19 protein-coding genes are annotated in these 21,659 nt (G+C 36.7%); 10 read left to right on the plus strand and 9 right to left on the minus strand.

What is annotated here, in order from left to right; all coding sequences use genetic code 11:
* Nucleotides 1-11 precede the first annotated feature (11 nt).
* A complete protein-coding gene (gene polA, locus ABID39_RS00890; RefSeq protein WP_354185100.1) occupies nt 12-2,918 on the plus strand; it encodes a DNA polymerase I in 2,907 nt (968 codons plus the stop codon).
* Here the strand turns inward: polA and ABID39_RS00895 are convergent.
* The 7 genes from ABID39_RS00895 to ihfB all read right to left on the minus strand — a co-directional run bounded on the left by ABID39_RS00895 (nt 2,915) and on the right by ihfB (nt 8,345).
* Nucleotides 2,915-3,796 carry an endonuclease/exonuclease/phosphatase family protein gene (locus ABID39_RS00895; protein ID WP_354185102.1) on the minus strand — a complete coding sequence of 294 codons (882 nt, stop codon included), beginning with the start codon at nt 3,794-3,796 and terminating at the stop codon, nt 2,915-2,917. The two genes, polA and ABID39_RS00895, sit on opposite strands and share 4 nt — an antisense overlap.
* 117 nt (nt 3,797-3,913) lie before the next feature.
* A complete protein-coding gene (locus ABID39_RS00900) occupies nt 3,914-4,687 on the minus strand; it encodes a Bax inhibitor-1/YccA family protein (RefSeq protein WP_354185104.1) in 774 nt (257 codons plus the stop codon).
* A 621-nt stretch (nt 4,688-5,308) separates the two neighbouring features.
* On the minus strand, nt 5,309-5,812 hold the full coding sequence (gene lspA / locus ABID39_RS00905; RefSeq protein WP_354185106.1) for a signal peptidase II: 504 nt from the start codon (nt 5,810-5,812) through the stop codon (nt 5,309-5,311).
* Entirely contained in the window at nt 5,809-6,657 is an 849-nt protein-coding gene (locus ABID39_RS00910; protein WP_354185108.1) for a TrmH family RNA methyltransferase, read from the minus strand. The genes lspA and ABID39_RS00910 overlap by 4 nt, the downstream gene beginning before the upstream one ends.
* A gap of 2 nt (nt 6,658-6,659) precedes the next feature.
* On the minus strand, nt 6,660-7,592 hold the full coding sequence (locus ABID39_RS00915; RefSeq protein WP_354185110.1) for a class I SAM-dependent methyltransferase: 933 nt from the start codon (nt 7,590-7,592) through the stop codon (nt 6,660-6,662).
* A 166-nt stretch (nt 7,593-7,758) separates the two neighbouring features.
* Nucleotides 7,759-8,070 carry a LapA family protein gene (locus ABID39_RS00920; RefSeq protein WP_435521292.1) on the minus strand — a complete coding sequence of 104 codons (312 nt, stop codon included), beginning with the start codon at nt 8,068-8,070 and terminating at the stop codon, nt 7,759-7,761.
* Nucleotides 8,067-8,345, minus strand: a complete 279-nt coding sequence (gene ihfB, locus ABID39_RS00925) for an integration host factor subunit beta (protein WP_354185375.1) — start codon at nt 8,343-8,345, stop codon at nt 8,067-8,069. Before ihfB ends, ABID39_RS00920 begins: the two co-directional genes overlap by 4 nt.
* 184 nt (nt 8,346-8,529) lie before the next feature.
* On the opposite strand from ihfB, the gene lptC reads away from it, so the two are divergent.
* The 6 genes from lptC (at nt 8,530) to rlmN (ending at nt 15,291) form a co-directional block, all read left to right on the plus strand.
* Complete coding sequence (lptC, locus tag ABID39_RS00930; protein ID WP_354185112.1) at nt 8,530-9,177, plus strand: LPS export ABC transporter periplasmic protein LptC; 648 nt, start codon at nt 8,530-8,532, stop codon at nt 9,175-9,177.
* An 82-nt stretch (nt 9,178-9,259) separates the two neighbouring features.
* Entirely contained in the window at nt 9,260-9,871 is a 612-nt protein-coding gene (locus ABID39_RS00935) for an LptA/OstA family protein (RefSeq protein ID WP_354185114.1), read from the plus strand.
* 6 nt (nt 9,872-9,877) lie between these two features.
* Complete coding sequence (lptB, locus tag ABID39_RS00940) at nt 9,878-10,672, plus strand: LPS export ABC transporter ATP-binding protein (protein ID WP_354185116.1); 795 nt, start codon at nt 9,878-9,880, stop codon at nt 10,670-10,672.
* 1,196 nt (nt 10,673-11,868) lie between these two features.
* Nucleotides 11,869-12,333 (plus strand): PTS IIA-like nitrogen regulatory protein PtsN, encoded by a 465-nt coding sequence (gene ptsN / locus ABID39_RS00945; RefSeq protein ID WP_354185118.1) that lies wholly within the window; start codon nt 11,869-11,871, stop codon nt 12,331-12,333.
* A 1,171-nt stretch (nt 12,334-13,504) separates the two neighbouring features.
* Nucleotides 13,505-14,014: an invasion associated locus B family protein gene (locus ABID39_RS00950; RefSeq protein WP_354185120.1), complete on the plus strand. Its 510-nt coding sequence runs from the start codon at nt 13,505-13,507 to the stop codon at nt 14,012-14,014.
* A gap of 41 nt (nt 14,015-14,055) precedes the next feature.
* Complete coding sequence (rlmN, locus tag ABID39_RS00955) at nt 14,056-15,291, plus strand: dual-specificity RNA methyltransferase RlmN (RefSeq protein ID WP_354185122.1); 1,236 nt, start codon at nt 14,056-14,058, stop codon at nt 15,289-15,291.
* Here rlmN and ABID39_RS00960 read toward each other — a convergent pair.
* Complete coding sequence (locus ABID39_RS00960; protein WP_354185124.1) at nt 15,288-15,926, minus strand: LysE family translocator; 639 nt, start codon at nt 15,924-15,926, stop codon at nt 15,288-15,290. The genes rlmN and ABID39_RS00960 overlap by 4 nt on opposite strands.
* Nucleotides 15,927-16,052: 126 nt before the next feature.
* On the opposite strand from ABID39_RS00960, the gene ABID39_RS00965 reads away from it, so the two are divergent.
* The 3 genes from ABID39_RS00965 (at nt 16,053) to ABID39_RS00975 (ending at nt 20,904) form a co-directional block, all read left to right on the plus strand.
* Entirely contained in the window at nt 16,053-17,279 is a 1,227-nt protein-coding gene (locus ABID39_RS00965) for an argininosuccinate synthase (protein WP_354185126.1), read from the plus strand.
* 386 nt (nt 17,280-17,665) lie between these two features.
* Nucleotides 17,666-19,327 carry a lysine--tRNA ligase gene (locus ABID39_RS00970; protein WP_354185128.1) on the plus strand — a complete coding sequence of 554 codons (1,662 nt, stop codon included), beginning with the start codon at nt 17,666-17,668 and terminating at the stop codon, nt 19,325-19,327.
* Nucleotides 19,327-20,904, plus strand: coding sequence for a peptide chain release factor 3 (locus tag ABID39_RS00975; protein WP_354185130.1), 1,578 nt, complete (start codon nt 19,327-19,329; stop codon nt 20,902-20,904). The genes ABID39_RS00970 and ABID39_RS00975 overlap by 1 nt, the downstream gene beginning before the upstream one ends.
* Nucleotides 20,905-21,245: 341 nt before the next feature.
* Here ABID39_RS00975 and trxA read toward each other — a convergent pair whose 3' ends face one another.
* Nucleotides 21,246-21,569, minus strand: a complete 324-nt coding sequence (trxA, locus tag ABID39_RS00980) for a thioredoxin (RefSeq protein WP_354185132.1) — start codon at nt 21,567-21,569, stop codon at nt 21,246-21,248.
* Between the last annotated feature and the right edge of the window lie 90 nt (nt 21,570-21,659).

Below are 21,659 nucleotides of genomic sequence, written 5' to 3' on the forward strand. Positions count from 1 at the left end.
ATGATATTGTCATGAAAGCGACAGATCACCTTTTTTTAGTTGATGGATCAGGTTATGTTTTTCGTGCTTACTATGCTTTACCGGCTTTAAAGCGCAAAAAAGATGGGCTTCCTGTAGGAGCTGTAGCTGGTTTTTGTAATATGTTATGGAAACTGCTTTGTGATGCACGCAATACATCTACTGGCGTTATTCCAACGCATTTTGCTGTCATTTTTGATTATTCATCTGATACATTTCGGAAACAAATTTATCCACAATACAAAGCTAACAGAGCAGCTCCTCCTGAAGATCTTATACCTCAATTTTCTCTCATACGACAGGCAACAAAAGCTTTTAATTTGCCTTGTATCGAGAAGGAAGGATTTGAAGCAGATGATTTAATTGCTACCTATGCACGATTGGCAACAAAGGTTGGGGCAAAAACAACAATTATCTCTTCTGATAAAGATTTGATGCAATTGGTGAATACGCATGTATCTTTGTATGATGGAATGAAAGATAAACATATAGGTATTTCCGAAGTTATAGAAAAATGGGGTGTTAAACCTGAAAAAATGGTTGATTTGCAAGCTTTGACTGGAGATCCGACGGATAACGTGCCAGGTATTCCAGGTATTGGTCCGAAAATTGCAGCACAATTATTAGAGCAATTTGGTTCTCTTGATATTTTGCTGCAGCGTGTAAGGGAAGTGAAGCAAATAAAAAGGCGTGAAAATATCCAAGCTTATAGTGAACAGGCAAAAATTTCTCGTGAACTCGTTCGGCTGAAAGCAGATGTGCCTATAGACAATGATTTAGATGATTTTATTTTAGAGCCTCAAAATGGTCCACGCTTAATTGCTTTTCTTAAAGCTATGGAGTTTTCAACTCTAACACGTCGTGTAGCAGAGGCAACAGAATGTGATGCTGCAATGATTGATTCACTTGATATAGATATTGAATGGGATTCTTCTGCACAGAGATTTGATCATGAGGTTAAAAAAGCTAAGAAAGTACCTTCTCACGATTTTCTTGAAAATTCTCCACAAATTTTGGCACAAAAACGTAGAGATCAAGCTCTCAGTCAAAAAATTACAAGAGATGCTTATGTAACGATTCTTGATGAAGAATCTTTAAAAGAGTGGTTATTAGAGGCACAAGAACAGGGTTTTTTCGCTTTTGATACTGAAACATCCTCACTTGACCCTATGCAAGCAAAACTCGTGGGGTTTTCACTCTCATTACAGCCAGGAAAAGCAGCCTATATTCCTCTTGAACATATCGAAGGAGAAGATGATCTTTTGGGAAATGGACGTATCACTGGGCAGATTGAGACACAAAAAGCTTTGGCACTTTTAAAGCCGATATTAGAAAATGAAACGGTATTAAAGATTGGTCAAAATATTAAATATGATTGGTTAGTAATGAAGCAAAATGGCATTGTGATACGTTCTTTTGATGATACAATGCTTTTATCCTATGCTTTAGACGCTGGAGTTTTAACCCATAATATGGATGATTTATCCGAACGTTGGCTTGGACATAAGCCGATTGCTTACAAAGATTTAATGCATAACGGAAAAAAGATTTCTTCTTTTGCGCAAGTGGATTTACAACAAGCAACCCATTACGCTGCAGAGGATGCTGATGTAACACTTCGATTATGGCAAGTTTTAAAACCACAGCTTGTTGCTCAGGGAATGACAAAAATTTATGAACGTCTTGACCGACCACTCATAGAAGTTCTTGCAAGAATGGAAGAGCGTGGAATTCTCGTTGATAAGCAGATTTTATTACGGCTTTCGGGAGAATTAGCACAGGCTGCTTTTATGCTAGAAGAAGAAATTTATCAGCTAGCTGGTGAAAAGTTTAATCTTGCTTCTCCAAAGCAATTAGGAGATATCCTCTTTGGCAAAATAGGTTTGTCTGGGGGGGCTAAAACAAAAGGTGGACAGTGGTCAACTTCTGCGCAGACTTTGGAAGAGTTGGCTGCTGAAGGCCATGTTTTACCGCGTAAAATTATTGATTGGCGTCAACTTGCAAAGCTAAAATCTACTTATACAGATGCTTTACCCACTTACATTTTGCCAAAAACAGGTCGTGTTCATACGAATTATTCTTTGGCAACAACCTCAACAGGGCGGTTATCATCATCAGAACCCAATTTACAAAATATTCCAGTGCGAACCGCTGAGGGGCGTAAAATACGAACTGCTTTTATTGCTCCAGAAGGGCATGTATTGCTTTCGGCTGATTATAGCCAGATTGAATTGCGCATTCTTGCACATGTTGCTGATATCACAGCGTTAAAAGAAGCTTTTGCTCAAAATCAGGATATTCATGCAATTACAGCATCACAAATGTTTGGGGTTTCGATAGAAGGGATGGATTCATATATACGACGACGTGCAAAAGCGATTAATTTTGGTATTATTTATGGCATTTCAGCTTTTGGATTAGCCAACCAATTAGGGCTTTCACGGCAAGAAGCAAGGCGTTATATTCAACTTTATTTTGAGAGATTTCCAGGAATTAAAGACTATATGGAAACAACGAAGATGTTTGCACGCCAAAATGGTTATGTAGAAACTATTTTTGGACGTCGTATCCATTATCCAGAAATAAAAGCAACGAACCCACAAGTCCGTGCATTTAATGAACGTGCTGCTATTAATGCACCGATTCAAGGATCAGCAGCAGATATTATTCGTCGTGCTATGATTCAAATGGAAGGTGCTTTGGAAAAAGAAAAATTATCAGCAAAAATGTTGCTGCAAGTACATGACGAATTGATTTTTGAGGTACCAAAAGATGAAAGTGAAAAAACGATTGCTCTTGTTAAAAAGGTGATGGAAAATGCTACAATGCCGGTTCTTTCTTTGTCTGTACCGCTTGAAGTAAAAGTAATGGCCGCTCAAAATTGGGATGAGGCACATTAGCCTTTTTCGCTTATCTTGTTTTTTAAAAAGGTCATGGTATTGGCAAGATCAAGGTAAGCTTTGATAGGTAAGTGATCTGAAGCAATGCGGGCAAGTGGTGAATGGTGTGTTTCTATATGCGTTACTAATTGATGAGGAAAAGCAAAAACTCTATCAAGAGCTAGAAAAGGAAAGCGAGAAGGAAAGCTTGGCACAGTTCCAAGTGTGTTATCAAAGTAAGAGAAAAAATGGTTTAAAGATGAGCCTTTTCCTACGCGCCATTCGTTAAAATCACCAACAAGGAGTGTGGGCATAAGAGGACGTGTTTTCAAAAGCGAAAGGAGCATTTTTGTTTGCTGATTACGAGAATAACGTAATAAACCAAAATGAGCAGCAATAACACGAAGAAGACCTGCTTTCATTTCTAACTCTACAATCACAGCCCCACGTGGTTCAATACTAGGAAGAGTGATTTGTAAGATATCGCGTACATGCCCTTTTCGTAAAAAAAGAGCATTACCATGCCAACCATGACCGTGAGGTGACATAGTATTCAAGGGTACATGAACCAATCCTGTTTCGGATTTTAACAGTTTAAGATCAATCAAGCCAACGCGTTCACCAAAACGTTTATCTGCTTCTTGAAGAGCGAGAATATCAACTTGCAGTTCAGCAATAACACGTATAATTCGTGCAGGATTAAAAATTTTATCAACGCCTACGCATTTATGAACGTTATAAGAAGCAGCCGTAAGATCATAATGGCTATTATTATTCATTATATCTGATCGATGACAAGAACCGTTGCGAATTGCATTTAAAAGAGGGTGATGAAGCTTTTTCTGCATAAATTCAGTGAATCGAAAAAATCCTTGAGGCTTCTTTTTCTGCTTTGTCATTTTATAAAGTGGGTACGTTAGAAAGATAAATAGGAAATAAAATATTGGCACTGAAAACAAAAAAACCTTGCTTCCTTTAAGAAACAAGGTTCTTTGATTTAACTATGAGTGTTGCTATCAATCACGCTTTGCACCAACAAATTGTAGCAAGAAGATAAACATATTAACGAAATCAAGATAAAGACTTAGCGCACCCATAATAATTTTACGGCCTTGGGTGTCAACACCATCTCCTTCATAATACATTAATTTGATGTTTTGTGTATCGTAAGCTGTTAGACCAGCAAAGATGAAAACACCAATCACAGAAATCGCAAATTGCAAGGCACTTGATCCAAGAAAGATATTAACAATCATGGAAAGTACCAAACCAATCAAACCAATAAAAAGGAATGATTTTAGTGCCGTAAGATCGCGCTTTGTTGTATAACCATAAAGTGAAAGAGCACCGAAAGAAGCAGCAGTAATAACAAAAGTTTGCACAACACTTTCTGTTGTGTAACGCAAAACGATTGCAGATAGTGAAAGTCCAACAAGGGCAGCATAAACAAAAAAGAAGCTACGAGCTGCACTTGTACTCAATGTGCTAATTTTGAAACTAAGGAAGAATACCGCCACAAGAGGTGCAAACATAACAATATAGGAAAGCGGCGAGGTATAAAATGTCACTCCGAATGAAGTTAAGTAAATGCCGTTAGTAATTTGGGCGGCAGCTTGGCTTATATCTGTCGTTGTTGCTAATGACGCAATTGCATAAGCAGCCACGGCTGTAATAAGCAAACCAATGGCCATTGTATTATAGACGCCCAGCATATAGCTACGCAACCCTTGATCAATTGATGCATCGGCATGGGAAACAGACGCCGAACGTAAATTTTTGAAATCAGCCATAATATAAAGTCCTTTAGCATATGTTCCACCAGATATTGGGGTAAAAAAGAGTCTCTACTGCCACAATAACAAGCATGTATAAGCTTTTAACGCAGCAGATACACACCCCTAGGTGCTGCTGGTGGAATTCCAGCATACCCCTTCTTATTATGGAGATTTATTTTAAAATTACAAGAGAGTTATACTAGGAATAAACCTTACAAATTTGTAAGAAAAGAGCTTATTTATTAAAAATGTTTAAGCCTTTTGAGTAATACTTTTTGCAAGAGAAATAGGAAGAAGTTATGATATAAGATTTCCTTTGTTTTTCATGTAAATGATATAATGTAAAATCTGTTGGTCATAACCATTTTTATGTGTATGAAACGATAAGTTTGTAAAGATCATTATATTTTCCAGTACTCAATGCCATAATTGTGTGGTTCATGAGAGGTGTGTTGAATTTAAAAACAGCATTTTCGAGATATATACTGATATAGTTGATATAGTATTGAAAGCTTTTTTCTTTCTTAGCATAGGAGGGGAAAGATCAAAATGTAAAGACATATACACCTTATAAAAAGCTCTTTATACTTTATAAGGAGGTCGTAAAATACAATAATCCTGAGCAATACATGATTTTTATTCAGAAAATGTACGATTAGGAGAATGCTTTCCTTTTATCCATAGGTACAATTCTTCAATGAGAATAGCAAGAACACCGAGCGTGATAAAACTATCTGCAAGATTGAAAACAGCAAAATAAAAAATATCATCAATATGAAAGAGTATATAATCAGTGACATGGTGAAAGCGGATGCGGTCAATAAGATTACCAATTGCTCCGCCAATGATCAGTATAAGACCAAAACGCGTTAAAGATTTATTATATTCAACATTTTTCCAAAGCCATAAAAGAAAAATAATAATGACAAGAGTAATGGCAATGAGTCCCCAATGGGAAAAGGAAGAGAAAAACGAAAATGCAACGCCTGAATTGCGCACATGATAGAGAGAAAGAAAAGGAAGGAATGGTTTTGTTGTTCCTAGGGGTATATTGTTTACAATCCAGTATTTTACTGCTTGATCAATCCCTACTGTAAAGATCAAGCCAAGAAGAAAAAAAGGCAGTGATTTACGTATCATATTCTATTCTCGCATGATTCCAGTGTTAAATAAGGGCGGCGAATTTCATAAAGCATGATAGCTGTTGCGATTGCCAGATTTAGAGAATCAGCGCGTCCACTTTGTGGGATACGTGCGAGATGATCGCAATGATTTGCAAGAATATCTGGTAACCCCTGTTTTTCATTTCCCATGAGAAGTACAACGGGACCGTTTTTGAAATCAATTGTACGATAATCTTTAGATCCTTTAAGGTGTGTACCAACAATCACGCTTTTAAAGTTTGCAGACCAGTTTAAAAAAGCACTTTCATCACAGCGATAAAGTGGGATAGAAAAAATTGATCCCATTGTTGCACGCACTGTTTCAGGTGAGAAAGGATCTGTTGTTTCACCGATCAAAATAATTCCTCTTGCTCCTACGGCATCAGCAGTGCGGATAATGGTACCAAGATTTCCAGGATCACGTACCCGATCAAGCGCGATATAAACATCTTCGATCTGTCCTTGTATTGTTTCAAGTGATTGCCATTGTTGTCTAAAAATACCAATAACTGTTTGTGGATTATCGCGGCGGGTGATGGATTCCATCACCTTTTGTGAAGTTTTAATAACAAATCCGCCATTGGCTACAGTACGTGCAGCAGTACTTTCGATTGCAGTGTTACCAATTTGGCTTTTGGAAAAGATAAGTGTTTGTATCATCCATCCAAGATCAAGAGCATCGATCACCAATTTCAGTCCTTCTGCCATAAAAAGACCTTCTCTATTACGGATTTTCTTTTGGCTCAGTGCTCGGAGATCTTTGATAATAGGATTGCTAAGGGAGGTGATTTCTTTAACTTTACCGATTTTAGGTATACACATATTCAAGCAATCCAACGGCTAAAAAGAGAAGTAGAAAGGGCACGTCCAGCGGTTTCGTCACGCAAAATCAGTTCTCCTGATTCGATGATGCCACTAAGATTGACAAATTCATCATACATTAAAGTATGAAGTGCGTAGAAGGAAGCGCGAATAGAATAAGCTGTAAGGACAATGGAAAGAGGTTTATCAGAGAGAAGTTTGCGACAGTTCGTAATCATAGCTGGTAAATGATCGAATAGTTGCCAAATTTCACCATGAGGTCCACGCCCATATGCAGGAGGATCAAGAACGATCATATCATATTTTTTATTACGACGCAGTTCACGCTCGACAAATTTTACAGCATCATCGCAAATCCAGCGAATAGAGCGATCTGATAATCCTGCTCTTTCTTGATTGGCTTTTGCCCAAGCAATTGCTTTTTTAGAAGCATCAACATGTGTTATACTTGCTCCTGCGCGTGCACCAATCAAGGAAGCAATACCTGTATAGCCAAAAAGATTGAGCAATTTGACCGGATGTGCAGCTTTAACAATTTGTTCTTCCATAAAGCGCCAATGGGCATCTTGTTCAGGAAAGACTCCTACATGACGAAAGGAAGTAAAACGTCCTAGAAAAGACAGTCCATTCCAAGAAAGTGGCCAAGTTTCGTTAAGTGGTTTTTTGGGAAAATGCCAGCGACCAACACCCTCTTCATCTCGATTTCCTGTGAAAATAGCATCAACATCAGTCCATTGCTTTTGTGATAGAGTTGGTTTCCATAATGCTTGGCCTTCTGGACGGATAATGCGATAATCTCCATAACGCTCCAGTTTTTGCCCATTACCAGAGTCAATGAGAGCATAATCTGCACTAGCACCTGTTTCTAAAATAACAGGCAACTTTTCCTGCGGATATCTATCATTGTTATGAGGTTGAAAGCATTGTGCAGGCATGTTTTGTTTCACGATGATACAGGTATTTTAAAAATTCACGTTAAACACTTCTTAAATTTCTCGTAAAAGAACAAAAGTTTAAAATCAATTAAAGCATGTATAAGAAAAAATAGGAAGGATACTTTTCATTTTGCAATAAACACGATGAAAGAAAAATTATACAATATCATTCTATCATATTCGCAATCGACATTTTTAATTTCTCAAGCTCTTCATTGCTTTTTTTTAGGTCTTTTTTGCATTTATGATATGCAAACCAATTGATTAAGTTTCCTAAAAAAATACCAATACCTAAAAAAAGAAAGAGCCATGTAAAAAAAGGAGCATTATAGGTAAAGTTTTTAGAGTTTGTCCGAAATGGATCGAGCGTTAACGTAACCATTTGATGATTAGCTACGATAAAAGCGATCAGAAACACAGTGAGAATTGCCGCAATAATCACTAAAAAGACACGTTTGATTATTATAAGGCTACTCATTGATTAAGCCTATCACGTAAATCTTTACCTGTTTTAAAAAAAGGAATCCATTTTTCTTCAATTGCAACGGCTTCTCCTGTTCGCGGGTTGCGACCATTACGGGCTGAGCGGCTTTTAATAGAAAAAGCTCCAAAACCACGCAGCTCAACACGATTACCATTAGCGAGCGCTGTTGAAATTTCTTCAAAAATAGCGTTCACAATATTTTCCACATCACGTTGAATGAGATGCGGGTTTTGACGAGCAATAATTTGCACAAGCTCTGATTTAACCAAAATAACCTCACTTTCACACAAAAAATTCTTTCTCTGTACGTTTATAGATTACATTACATATATAAATAAATGAAAGCAAAATAAAACCAAGAAAATACAAATTGCAAGAAACAAAATTTGAAAATACATTTTATAAGAGTTATAAAAAATAAAAAGTGCCGCATATTTAAGAGATTAGGATAGTATGTCCGTACATAATCATTATGAAGCTTTTTCGAAAAAATCATCTTCTGGTGATGTTTTTAAAAAAGCCTCCCGTCATTCACGTTACATTAACATATTAAAACTTTTTTTACCTCTTGTAGCACTGGCTATAGCGTTTGTTTTTTACCTGTTTACATTTTTCTTTGCTCCCGTTTCTTCTGTTTCTGTAACATTGAATAAAAATGAAGAGGAGAGTATAATGAAATTGGCGATTTTCAATCCAAAATTAGAAGGTTATACACGTTCTCATGAGCCTTATTGGCTTAAAGCAGAAAAGGCATTTCAGGATCGTACAGGTTCTGGAGTAATTGGATTACAAAACATTACTGCTGAGGCGTTTATAGGCAAACAAAAACGGGTTTTCCTCGATGCAGAAGGGGGCGTTTACGATAATATTAATGGGTATTTGCAGCTGAACAAGCCATTCACGATTACAACAAATGATGGAATGATTGTACAATTTATGGCGGCACATATTAATTTATCTGAAGGGCAATTAAATACAGATCAACGTGTCAATATTCAACGTGCAGGTTTGCATCTTTCATCAAATGCTTTGAAAATTCGAGAAAAAGGACAAAATATGTACTTTCATGGTGGTGTGTATTTGGTTCTTGACAAGAAATGAGAGAATATCAATACAAATTTTGAGAAACATTTATGAAAGAGAAACATGGGTGTATGTAAATAGAAGAATTGAGAGTGATAAGATGAAGCTGAAGGAATTATACAAAAAATGGATGTGTATTACTTTAGCTTTTGGTGTTGGAATACTGGGAGGAGGAGAAGTTTCTGGACATGCTGAAGTGGCTCATTTAGGAATTAATCTCTCAAATGATCAAAAACCGGTTGAACTTTATGCAAATTCTTTAGAAATACGTGATAAAGAGGGAATAGCGCTCTTTGATGGTGATGTTTCGGTGGTTCAGGGGGAGCGTCTTTTGCGAACAGCAAAATTAGTTGTTTATTATGATAAAGCGCATAAAGTAGCTGATAGGGATCTGGGAGACATGAAGACGGAAGCACCATTGGCTTTTTTGGGTTCAGCGGTTATTAAGAAAATGGAAGCTTTAGGAAAAGTTTATGTAAAAATTGCCACACAAATTGTTACGGGTGATAAAGGTGTTTTTGATGGAAAGTCAAAAATGATGCATTTGACAGGGAGAAAAGTTGTATTAACCGATGGTGATAATGTGGCAACAGGGTGTAAATTGACAGCAGATATGAAAAGCGGAAAGGCTTTTCTAGAAGGTTGTGAAGCATCTGAAAAAAAAGGCCGTGTTTCTATCATTTTTAAGCAAAGTCAAAAGAGTGGCAATTAAGACTTCATGTTTGGAATCAAAAGAAAAAAACAGATGAACAAACATGATTTTGTAAGTGAAGCTTTAAGTAATCACTTAAAGGGAACTTTAGTTGCGAGCCATTTGGTTAAGATCTATCGTGGAAGACAAGTTATTAAAGATGTTTCTTTTGATATTCATACTGGAGAAGCTGTTGGCATTTTAGGTCCCAATGGTGCAGGTAAAACGACTTGTTTTTATATGGTGACAGGTCTCATGAAATCTGATGGGGGATCCATTAAAATTGATGGATTTGATATCACCCATCTTCCGATGTATAGGCGTGCTCGTTTAGGTATTGGGTATCTCCCTCAAGAAGCTTCTATTTTTCGTGGTCTTTCAGTAGAAAATAACATTAAAGCTGTGTTAGAAGTGGTCGAAAAAGACCGTGTTAAGCGCTGTGAAGAGTTAGATGCTCTTTTACATGAATTCAAAATTGATCATTTACGGAAAATGTCTGCTCTTTCCTTGTCTGGAGGAGAGCGTCGAAGGCTTGAAATTGCACGTGCTTTAGCTTCTCGCCCCAATTTTATGTTACTTGATGAACCATTTGCGGGAATTGATCCCATTGCTATTTCTGATATTCAACAGCTTGTTCGTCATTTAACTCAGCGTGGAATTGGTGTGTTAATAACAGATCATAATGTGCGTGAGACGTTGGGTCTTGTTGATCGTGCTTACATCATTCATGCTGGACAAGTGTTAGTTCATGGTTGTCCTCATGATATTATCAACAACGCTGATGTGCGCAGAATTTATTTGGGAAATCAATTTTCTCTTTGATTTTAATCTTCTATGAATTCTCATTTCAGTTTCAATAGATCAACATGGTCTGTACAAACGCTTTCCACTCCTTTGGGCAATCAAATATTTTTCATTAAGGGTGGATAAAACTTTATTGATTTTTATACAGTTATTATTGATAGATATTTTTGCCATATAATCAGGAACAACAGTTTTTCTGTTATATTTTAATTATAATGATGTTGTTAAGTGATGTGAAATAGTAGGGAAATATGGTTGCTTTTCAGCAAAGGAAGGATGAGCGTTTTTTGAGATTGGTACGCAATAAGATCTTCTCGACTGGTTGTGTTTAGCGTGTTCTTGTTGAGAAAATATTCTGAATTTCTTTTATGATGATAATCCTAAACTAAATTTTTTATAGGCGATGAAAAAAGCTTCATCAATATGGAGTTATCCTGTTGTTTTATCTGTTTTATTTATTTTTAATTGTACCGTAGGAAAGATATCACTGGATTAACTTTATAATGAATGATAAATGGGGGCCATGAATAAGCGCGCGTGTTGTTGTAAGGTATGATTAAAAATACTTTTCTCTGTTGGATGAAAAAACATATCGATGATGCTGTTTTGAATATTTTGATGGTAGCACCATGGGGTCTATATATTACGGTTGTCAAATAGGATTTGTGGTATTTCGTTGGTTTTCTTTGCGCATTTAAAGATGGGACATAACTGCAGGTATTCAATCAGATTTGTAAATCTTTTTAAAATATCATTAAACGACTTAAGAACTTTTGGGACTGTTATAGGAAAACAGCATTTAAGCTGCATAATGATAGTAATTATCAAAATCAAAGTGCCATTTTCTTTGTGGTACTTCATATTTTATAGAAGCGAGTTTAAAAAAGGAGAGGAGAAACTGATGAAAAATTGTACGCTAACTTCTGTGATGAAAAGTTAAATAAATTTATGAATAAGGGTCTTTGCTCGTATCATAGGAAAATTAATTTTATGTACAGCTACGTTTCCTTTTTTCTCATACTGTTAATTAGGATCTGAGTACTTATTTATTGTTGCGCTGATAGTGATATGAGGTGAGTTAATCTGTCAGCTGTTGTAAATTGAAAAGTAGATACACATGCTATGATGCGAGAAAGCAACAGGACTTTTTAGGTATCCATACCATTCACGGGTTTGTTTGTGGGCATTAGAGCGTGCAAAAGGAAAATTGAAGTATGAACTTGAGTGAGTTAATAGCACCGGAAGCAATTATTCCGGCTCTTAAGGCGAATTCGAAAAAACAAGTTTTGCAAGCTTTAGCTGAAAAGGCAGCTAAATTAACAGGGCTTAATGAGGGTATCATTTTTGATACTGTTTTGCAGCGTGAAAAACTAGGTTCAACTGGTCTGGGTGGTGGCATTGCGATTCCTCATGGAAAATTGCCAAATATTGACCGAATCACTGGTATATTTGCGCGCCTTGAGTGTCCTGTTGATTTTGAAGCTCTTGATGACGAACCAATAGATCTTGTTTTTCTTCTTTTAGCATCTGAGAATGCTGGTGCAGATCATTTAAAAGCTTTGTCACAGATTGCGCGTGTTTTGCGTCATGCTGATGTTGTTCAAAAATTGCGCAATACACATGAGGTCCATGAACTTTACGCTTTGTTGATTCAAAATTCAGAATCAAATGCAGCTTAAAATAACTTTGTGAGATACTGTTCGTGAGCAGTATACCACAAAGCAGGCTGAGAAATAATATAATTTGTATTTAATGAACTGAGTATCGGTGATTGCTTCACATAGTTTTGAAGGAAACTTTTTTGAGGAAAGCTTTACTTCCAAAACAGAGGAAAAAATGACTTTTAATTTCTGTTATTTTTTGTGTACGAACTATTCATTATCATACTTTTTTATCTATTTATTTTAGATATTTATCCATGAATTAAGTTTTTCATAAATTCAGGTGCTTTGAATCTTTTTTTATGTTTAAGGTTCAAAGGGGATAAAGGAAATCATATGTTTTTTGTAAAATGGTGAGAAAGGTTAACAGTTTAAGAACAAACTTTGTTTAAATGTCAGCTACTGTGTAGAGCGCGTATTAAAGAACAATTTCGAACGGTGCAAAATGGAAATTACGGGTTTTTGGTTTTAAAAAAAGATTGTTGATGAATGTACAAGTTTGTTCAATCACGATTAAATTAATTGAGAGTTTGTTGAAAGTATTGGGTAGAAAAAGGTTTATAAACTTTTGTGGAAAGCAAGCAGTCTGATATTGTTGTTTATAAATTGCATCAAAATAATTTGTATTTCATGGTAAATATTTTCTGATAATATTTTATAATTTTTTGCAGAAAAATTTTAAAATCGTGGAGAGATAGTACCTACATAGTATCTACGATGGGTGTTGAATATGAAGTCTGAACATACTATAATCGGTGAAAAGTAGAGTTTGTGATTTTTATTAACACAAAATGAGTTTAATAAATTAAAATTTATGGATGATATTCGAAAGATTGTGGAATGTGGAGTGTTTTTTATGGAATACATTCCGAGGGTTTTGCGAGAAATCTCCTACGGTAGAAAAATGTAGTTTATTTCTTAGCAGGATGAGCATATGTTCATACCTCATGAGAGGTAGGTTTACGCGAAAAACAAAATTGATAGCACGAAATCAGAATGTTATTTTTTGAAATCTTGTTATTGAATAAAAAATTCATGTTTTAGTAATTAAACGTAAGTATTTACTCTCATTTATACAAGAATATTTTGCTTTTTTAGAGGATTGTAACAACTAAATTAATAGATTGACGAGTTTTTGTTGAGCGTTTCCAATGAAAACATTTTGTTAGAGATTAAAGAAGTGAATTAAATGAAGATATCTGGAAAGACTTTTATTGTTGCATCTATAATGGTTCTGTTTGCTGTCGGAGCAGTATGTGCGCAAGTGCCGAGCCGTTTAAGTCAATTTGAAGCTTGGGGAGCTTATTCTTATAAATCACCCAAAAATACAATTTGCTACGTGTTATCTGTACCCTTGGAGGCATTTCCTACGACAGTGAAGCATGGAGATAATTTCTTTTTGGTTACCAAACGTTCTCATTCGCCAGTTTCTTTTGAACCACAGTTCATAGCTGGATATACACTTAAAGAAGGTTCAAAAGTTACTGTGACGATAGGGGATAAAGATTTTGATTTTTTCACTAAAGATTCGTCAGCTTGGTTGGCATCTGCAGCGCTAGAAAAACAGCTCGTTGCTGCTATGCGTTCTGGAATCAATATGACGGTGAAGGCTATTTCAAAACGAGGAACTCATACAACTTATACTTATTCCTTGAGAGGGATCACCGCTGCTTTAAATGCGACTCAGGAATGCTATTAAAGTTTCTGTAACTCTAAAATAACGATATAGATTTGAAAACGATGGCCATTTCATATGACCTTAGACCTGTTGGTTCATGTCTAGCACGAGAAAAAGATAATATTATCATGCAGGAGAGCTCTAAGCTCTCTTTAATTGGTTTATCACAAGATGAAATGGTGCAAGCTTTAAGGGGTGTTGGTGTGCCAGAGCGTCAGACGCGTATGCGTGTACGTCAGCTCTGGCATTGGCTTTATGTGCGTGGTGTTTCAAATTTTGATGAAATGCTGAATATTTCTAAATCCATGCAGGAAATGCTTAAAAGTCATTTTTCTATTGCTCGTCCGGAAATTGTTGGAGAACAAATATCAAAAGATGGAACGCGTAAATGGCTCTTGCGCTTTCCTGCGCGTGGAGCTGGAAGGCCTGTTGAAATTGAAACGGTTTATATTCCTGAAGAAGGGCGTGGTACTTTATGTCTTTCATCACAGGTAGGGTGTACATTAACTTGTTCTTTTTGCCATACAGGAACGCAGGTACTTGTTCGTAATCTGACAGCAGAGGAGATTTTAGCACAGTTATTAGTTGCACGTGATTGTTTGGGTGATTTCCCTGATAAAAATACTCCTGATGGAGCGATTGTTCCGGTTGAAGGGCGTAAAATCACCAATATTGTTATGATGGGCATGGGAGAACCGCTTTATAATTTTGAAGCAGTCAAAAAAGCTTTATTAATTGCGTCTGATGGAGAGGGACTTTCTTTATCAAAACGTCGGATTACGCTTTCAACCAGTGGTGTTGTTCCCGGAATTGTCCGAACTGGAGAAGAAATTGGTGTTATGTTGGCGATTTCACTCCATGCGGTACATGATACGCTTCGGGATATGCTTGTTCCAATCAATAAAAAATATCCTCTTGCTCTCTTAATGGATGCTTGTCGTAGCTATCCTGGTCTTTCTAATGCTAAGCGAATTACATTTGAATATGTTATGCTGAGAGACATAAATGATAGCTTGGATGATGCTAAGCGCTTAATTCAATTATTAAAAGGTATTCCAGCTAAGATCAATTTGATTCCTTTTAATCCATGGCCGGGGAGTAATTATCAATGTTCTGATTGGGAACAAATTGAACGTTTTGCTGATGTCATTAATCAAGCTGGATATGCTTCACCTATTCGAATGCCACGTGGGCGTGATATTTTAGCTGCGTGCGGTCAGCTCAAATCAGCTTCAGAACGTTTGAGAAAATCTGAACGTTTTCAGCTTGAATGTGGGACAGGCAACAGACAACTTTAATCTTGAGCGATAAGAAGGCGCAAAGCAAAACTTGTGAAGATGCCTGCCATAAGCCAATCCAGATAGCGGATATAAGAAGGATTTTGTCGAAGTCTCTGAGTAAGCTTATGAGCCATAAAAACCATGGAAATTGTAATAGGCAGAGAAATAGGGATATAGAGAAGACCTAAAATGAACAGTTTTGGTGTAGCCATAGGATCATCAACATGAATAAATTGCGGTAAGAAAATGACATTGAAAAGAATAACTTTAGGATTTAAAAGGTTGATTCCAATACCAGCGAAGTAGTTTTGTTTAAGGCTTTTATGTTTTTTAGGTATCTGTTTGAGAGAAAATTTCGAATGTTTAAGCACTGCTTGCAAAGAAAGCCATAAAAGATAAAAGGCTCCCACAATTTTGAGGAAGAAAAAAGCACGTGGTGAGGTAAAAATAAGCGCTGATAGACCCAAAGCTACAGCAGTAACCTGAATAGCAAAACCTGTTGCGCTTCCTAGAGCGCATACAATTCCAGCTTTTTTACTTTGTGCAATGGTAGCACTTACTGACAGCATAATATCAGGTCCTGGAATAAGTGCTAAAATTAATGCTGCTGCAGAAAATTGTATCAAGATAGGCCATTCAGGAAGAAACGACATATAAACCTCTTTATTTATTGTGCAAAGAGGTTTAAATTTATACCTCTTATATTGTTATTTTACACATTTTCATTCTTTTTTACATCTTTTCTAAATGTAAAAAAGACAAATACAACAGAATTTAAGATGCAAAAGTGGCAAAATATTAAAAAAGTTGTTTTGGCTTATTCAGGAGGATTAGATACCTCAATTATTCTTAAATGGTTACAAAGTGAACTCGGTGCAGAAGTTGTAACCTTTACAGCTGATTTGGGTCAAAGAGAAGAATTAGCTCTTGCTCGTAGTAAAGCTGAAATGTTTGGTGTTAAAGAAATTTATATTGAGGATTTACGCGAAGAATTTGTGCGTGATTTCGTTTTTCCTATGTTTCGAGCGAATGCAGTTTATGAAGGTACCTATCTTTTAGGAACTTCAATTGCTCGCCCACTTATTTCAAAGCGCCTTATTGAAATTGCCAAGGAAACAGGGGCAGACGCAATTGCTCATGGGGCAACAGGAAAAGGCAATGATCAAGTACGTTTTGAGCTTTCTGCTTACGCACTTAATCCTGATATCAAAATTATCGCTCCATGGCGTGATTGGTCTTTTAAGAGTCGGACGGATTTAATGAATTTTGCGCATATACATCAAATTCCGATAGAGAAGGATAAGCAAGGTGAGGCACCTTTTTCAGTTGATGCGAATTTATTGCACTCGTCATCAGAAGGGAAAATTCTAGAGGATCCGGCATTTCCTGCTCCTGAATATGTGCATATGCGTACTCTTTCACCAGAAGCTGCTCCAGATCAAGCAACAAGAATCACTATTGGTTTTAAAAAAGGTGATGCCATTTCGATTAATGGAAAAAAATTATCTCCTGCGACTTTACTTTCGCAATTGAATGATTATGGACGAAATAATGGTATTGGTCGGTTAGATTTGGTGGAAAATCGTTTTGTCGGTATGAAGTCACGTGGCATTTATGAAACGCCAGGAGGAACCATTCTCTTAACAGCTCATCGTGCGATGGAGTCTTTGACGTTGGATAGAGGGGCTGCTCATTTAAAAGATGAATTAATGCCACGTTATGCAGAACTCATTTATTATGGCTTTTGGTTTTCACCTGAGCGCAAAATGTTGCAGGCTGCTATTGATTTATCTCAAGAAAATGTTGAAGGTGAAGTTACATTAAAGCTTTATAAGGGAAATGTGATTGTTGAAGGACGTCAAAGCGAAAAGTCTCTTTATTCCAGTAAATTGGTAACCTTTGAGGATGATGAAGGTGCTTATGATCAAAAAGATGCTGCTGGTTTTATTAAGTTAAATGCTCTTCGTTTGCGTACATTGGCAGCGCGTTTATCAGAATGCGAATAAACAACACCATAAAATTACCCTTACAACGTTATAAGGCTTATAGTATTCAATTCGCTCACTGGTATTGGTGAAGAGGTTACTTCTCCGATTTTAAGTTCGATACACGTGGATTTTTTTCTTGCTGACAGGTGTAGTAAGAAAGACCTAAAATCACGGTAATTAGAATACCAATAAGCAGAATGAGTAAATTACGGTTCATATGACACTGATATTGCATTGATATAAAAATAAAAGAAAATACAATGGAAAGAACAAAGCAAAAATTTGTTACAATAAGAGCATAATAAGAAGACTTTAAGCGCGCTTTTCACTTGCTATTATTGACGAATAAATTCAAGAACCATACACCATACATTTAAAGAGTTTAATTTTTTAGGATAGAGATAATGATGCGTGATCAGTGTGATGCCCTTAGCCTTTCGTCTGAATTAAAAGATGCGGCTGTTCAATCAAAAATTTGGCCTTTTGAAGAAGCACGTAAGATCATTAAACGGTATGAAAAAACAGGTTATCCAGAGAGTATAATATTTGAAACGGGTTATGGACCTTCTGGTTTACCGCATATTGGAACTTTTGGGGAAGTCGCGCGTACAACCATGGTGCGTCATGCTTTTCATATTCTTACGGAGAATAAAGTAAAAACAAAGCTGCTTTGTTTTTCTGATGATATGGATGGTTTGCGCAAGGTTCCCGATAATGTACCTGATCGCGAAAAAATGGAAAGTTATCTTGGTCAACCTCTGAGTAGGGTACCAGACCCTTTTGGTGAGACTTATCCTTCTTTTGGGGCGGCGAATAACGCACGTTTGTGTAGTTTCCTTGATCGTTTTGGTTTTGATTATGAGTTTGCAAGTGCCACTGATTATTATGGCTTGGGCCATTTTGATGAAACACTTTTAAAAATACTTTCCTGTTATGATAAGGTGATGGCAATTGTTCTACCAACATTGGGAGAAGAACGGCGGGCGACTTATTCACTTTTTTTACCTATTTCTCCATTTTCTGGAAAAGTACTGCAGGTTCCGATGATTGCTCGGAATGTTGAAAAAGGCACCGTTACTTATATTGAGCCTGAAACTGGAGAAACCATTGAAACGGAAGTGACTGGTGGAAAAGTGAAATGCCAGTGGAAGGTGGATTGGGCGATGCGTTGGAAAGCGCTTGGCATTGATTATGAAATGGCGGGAAAAGATCTTATTGATTCCACAAATCTTTCTTCTAAAATTTGTAGAGTACTTGGGGGTAATCCACCAGAAGGGTTTAATTATGAGCTCTTTTTGGATGATAAGGGACAAAAAATTTCCAAATCGAAAGGAAATGGCTTAACCATCGATGAATGGTTAACATATGCTCCTACGGAGAGTCTTGGGCTTTATATGTTTTCAAAGCCAAAAACAGCCAAACGGCTCTATTTTGATGTTATTCCAAAAGCTGTTGATGAATATTATGCGCATCTTTCAGCTTATGGTCGTCAAAAATGGCAAGAGCGGCTTAGTAATCCTGTATGGCATATCCATAATGGTTGCCCTCCGCAAGTTGATTTGCCTGTATCTTTTGCAATGCTGTTAAATTTAGTAAGTGCTTCAAATGCGGAGAATAAAGAAGTTCTTTGGGGGTTTATTTCTCGCTATACAGAAGGAGTAAACGCCCAAACTTGTCCAGAACTTGATCAGTTGGTACAATTTGCCATTAAGTATTTTGATATTTTTGTCAAACCGAACAAAAAATTTCGAGCACCAGATGAGAGTGAGCGTACAACATTAATACAAATTGATGAAAAATTAGCTAGCTTATCTACATGTGTTGATGGAAACACGATTCAAAATGCGCTTCTTGATGTTGCACGTTTAACGGAACGCTATCAAGATCATAACAAAAAAAGTCCTGAAGGCGGTCCGGGTGTTTCAAATGTCTTTTTTCAAATGTTATATGAGGTTCTTTTAGGACAAGAACGAGGACCACGGTGGGGATCGTTTATTGCGTTGTATGGGATTAATGAAACGCGTGCACTGATTTCTGAAGCGCTTACACGACCTATGGGGGAATAATGGAAAAGAGAGTGCAGGAAGTAAAACGGCGTCGCACATTTGCAATTATAGCTCATCCAGATGCAGGGAAAACAACGCTGACAGAAAAGCTTTTATTATTTGGTGGAGCCATTCAACTTGCTGGTGAAGTGAAAGCGAAAAAAGATCGTATTCAAACCCGTTCCGATTGGATGAATATTGAACGGGACCGCGGTATTTCAGTTGTAACATCGGTGATGACATTTGAATATGAAGATCATATCTTTAATCTGCTAGACACTCCAGGACATGAGGATTTTGCTGACGACACATACCGCACTCTCACAGCTGTTGATAGCGCTATTATGGTGCTAGATGGTGCACGTGGAATTGAGCCTCGAACACTGAAATTGTTTGAGGTGTGTCGTATGCGGGATATTCCTATTGTTACTTTTATCAACAAAATGGATCGTGAAGCACGTGATCCTATAGAACTTTTAGATGAAATTGAAGAAAAACTTGCCCTAGATACTGCACCAATAACTTGGCCAATTGGGATGGGCAAAGATTTTGTTGGAACATTTGATTTTCACAATAATCGTTTTCGTCAAAAAGATGATGAGGTAATGCAACAGACGGTTTCTGGACCTGATGAAGTTGCAAATTTGCTTCCTGAAAATCAACGCTTGTCTTTTATCGAAGGGGTAGAACTTGCACGAAGTGCCTGCAAAAACTTTGATCTTCAAGCTTTCCGTGAAGGGCATATGACACCGGTTTATTTTGGTTCGGCCTTACGAAATTTTGGTGTTCGTGATTTGATCAATGCACTCATCGATTTTGGACAGAGTCCTCGTGATCAGAGTGCAGATCAACGCAATGTCATAGCAACAGAACCAAAAATGACGGGGTTTGTTTTTAAAATTCAGGCGAATATGGATCCCAATCACCGTGACCGTATTGCATTCTTTCGGGTTTGTTCAGGAACGCTTGAACGTGGTATGAAAGCAAAGCTGGTACGAACAGGAAAATCGATGACACTTTCGGCACCGCAATTTTTCTTTGCACGTTCACGCCAAATTGCTGATCAAGCCTATGCTGGTGATATCGTAGGGATTCCTAATCATGGAACGTTGCGTATTGGTGATACCTTGACGGAAGGAGAAGATATTCTGTTTAAGGGAGTACCTAATTTTGCACCAGAAATTTTGCGTCGTGTTTGTTTAGGCGATCCGATGAAAGCAAAAAAATTGAAAGAAGCTTTACAGCAAATGGCTGAAGAAGGAGTTGTACAATTATTTATCCCTGATGATGGTTCACCTTCTCTCATTGGTGTCATTGGTGCTTTGCAAATTGATGTTCTCAAGGAACGACTGAAGATAGAATATGGCTTACCAGTAAGTTTTGAAGCAGCACGTTTTAATATATGTCGTTGGATTTCGGCACAGAGCAAAGAGGAACTTCAAAAATTTCTTATCAATCATCGTTTTGCTATTGCTCATGACCTAGAGGGTGATCCAGTTTTTTTAGCAGAAAACCATTTTTCATTGAATTATGAGGCAGAACGGGCACCAAAAATAAAATTTGCAGTCTTTAAAGACTATCAAATACGCTCTGAATAAACAAATATGCGTTACAAAAAATAGTTCTTAAAGAATTAAATAAAAGGAGAGGATAATACCTCTCCTTTGCTACAATAATTTGATTTTAAAGAGAATTAATCATTTTTAAGCTTCAATGAAATCTCAAAGACGGTAAGCTTATTTCCTTTAAAATCTACGTGTTCAAAATTAAAAAACCATTCTTTCATTCTCAAAGATAGCGCACCAATATGGGAAAAAGTTTCTTAAAAAGGCATAAATATGCTCATTATGAACTGTATGAATGCAAGAGTAGGTATAATATTAAAAACAAGTAAAATAATGCTCATAGCAGGTTATCGTAAAAAACATTACAAGCAAATTTAATGAAGTCCTTCTTTGATCCAGTCAGAAATACGTCCTTTAGAAGCAGCGCCAACCATATTTGATGCAACATTCCCGTTTTTAAACATCAATAAGGTAGGAATCGAGCGCACACCATATTGGGTAGCCAGTTCTGGGTTTTCATCAATATTCACTTTGACAATTTTAACTTGATTTTGCATTTCTACTGAAATTTCATCCAAAATTGGAGCAATCATTTTGCAAGGACCACACCACTCTGCCCAAAAATCTACAACAACAGGGGTGGAAGAAGTCAGAACTTCACTTTCGAAATTGCTCTTATCAATTTTTATACATACCATTGATTTATCCTTTAAATATATTCACTTTTATAGATTGGTATATTAACAAGCCATATCAAGTTATTGCAAAGATAAATTATTAAAGAAGCT

This window comes from Bartonella japonica, from assembly GCF_040545385.1.
In the GTDB taxonomy this organism is placed as follows: domain Bacteria; phylum Pseudomonadota; class Alphaproteobacteria; order Rhizobiales; family Rhizobiaceae; genus Bartonella; species Bartonella japonica.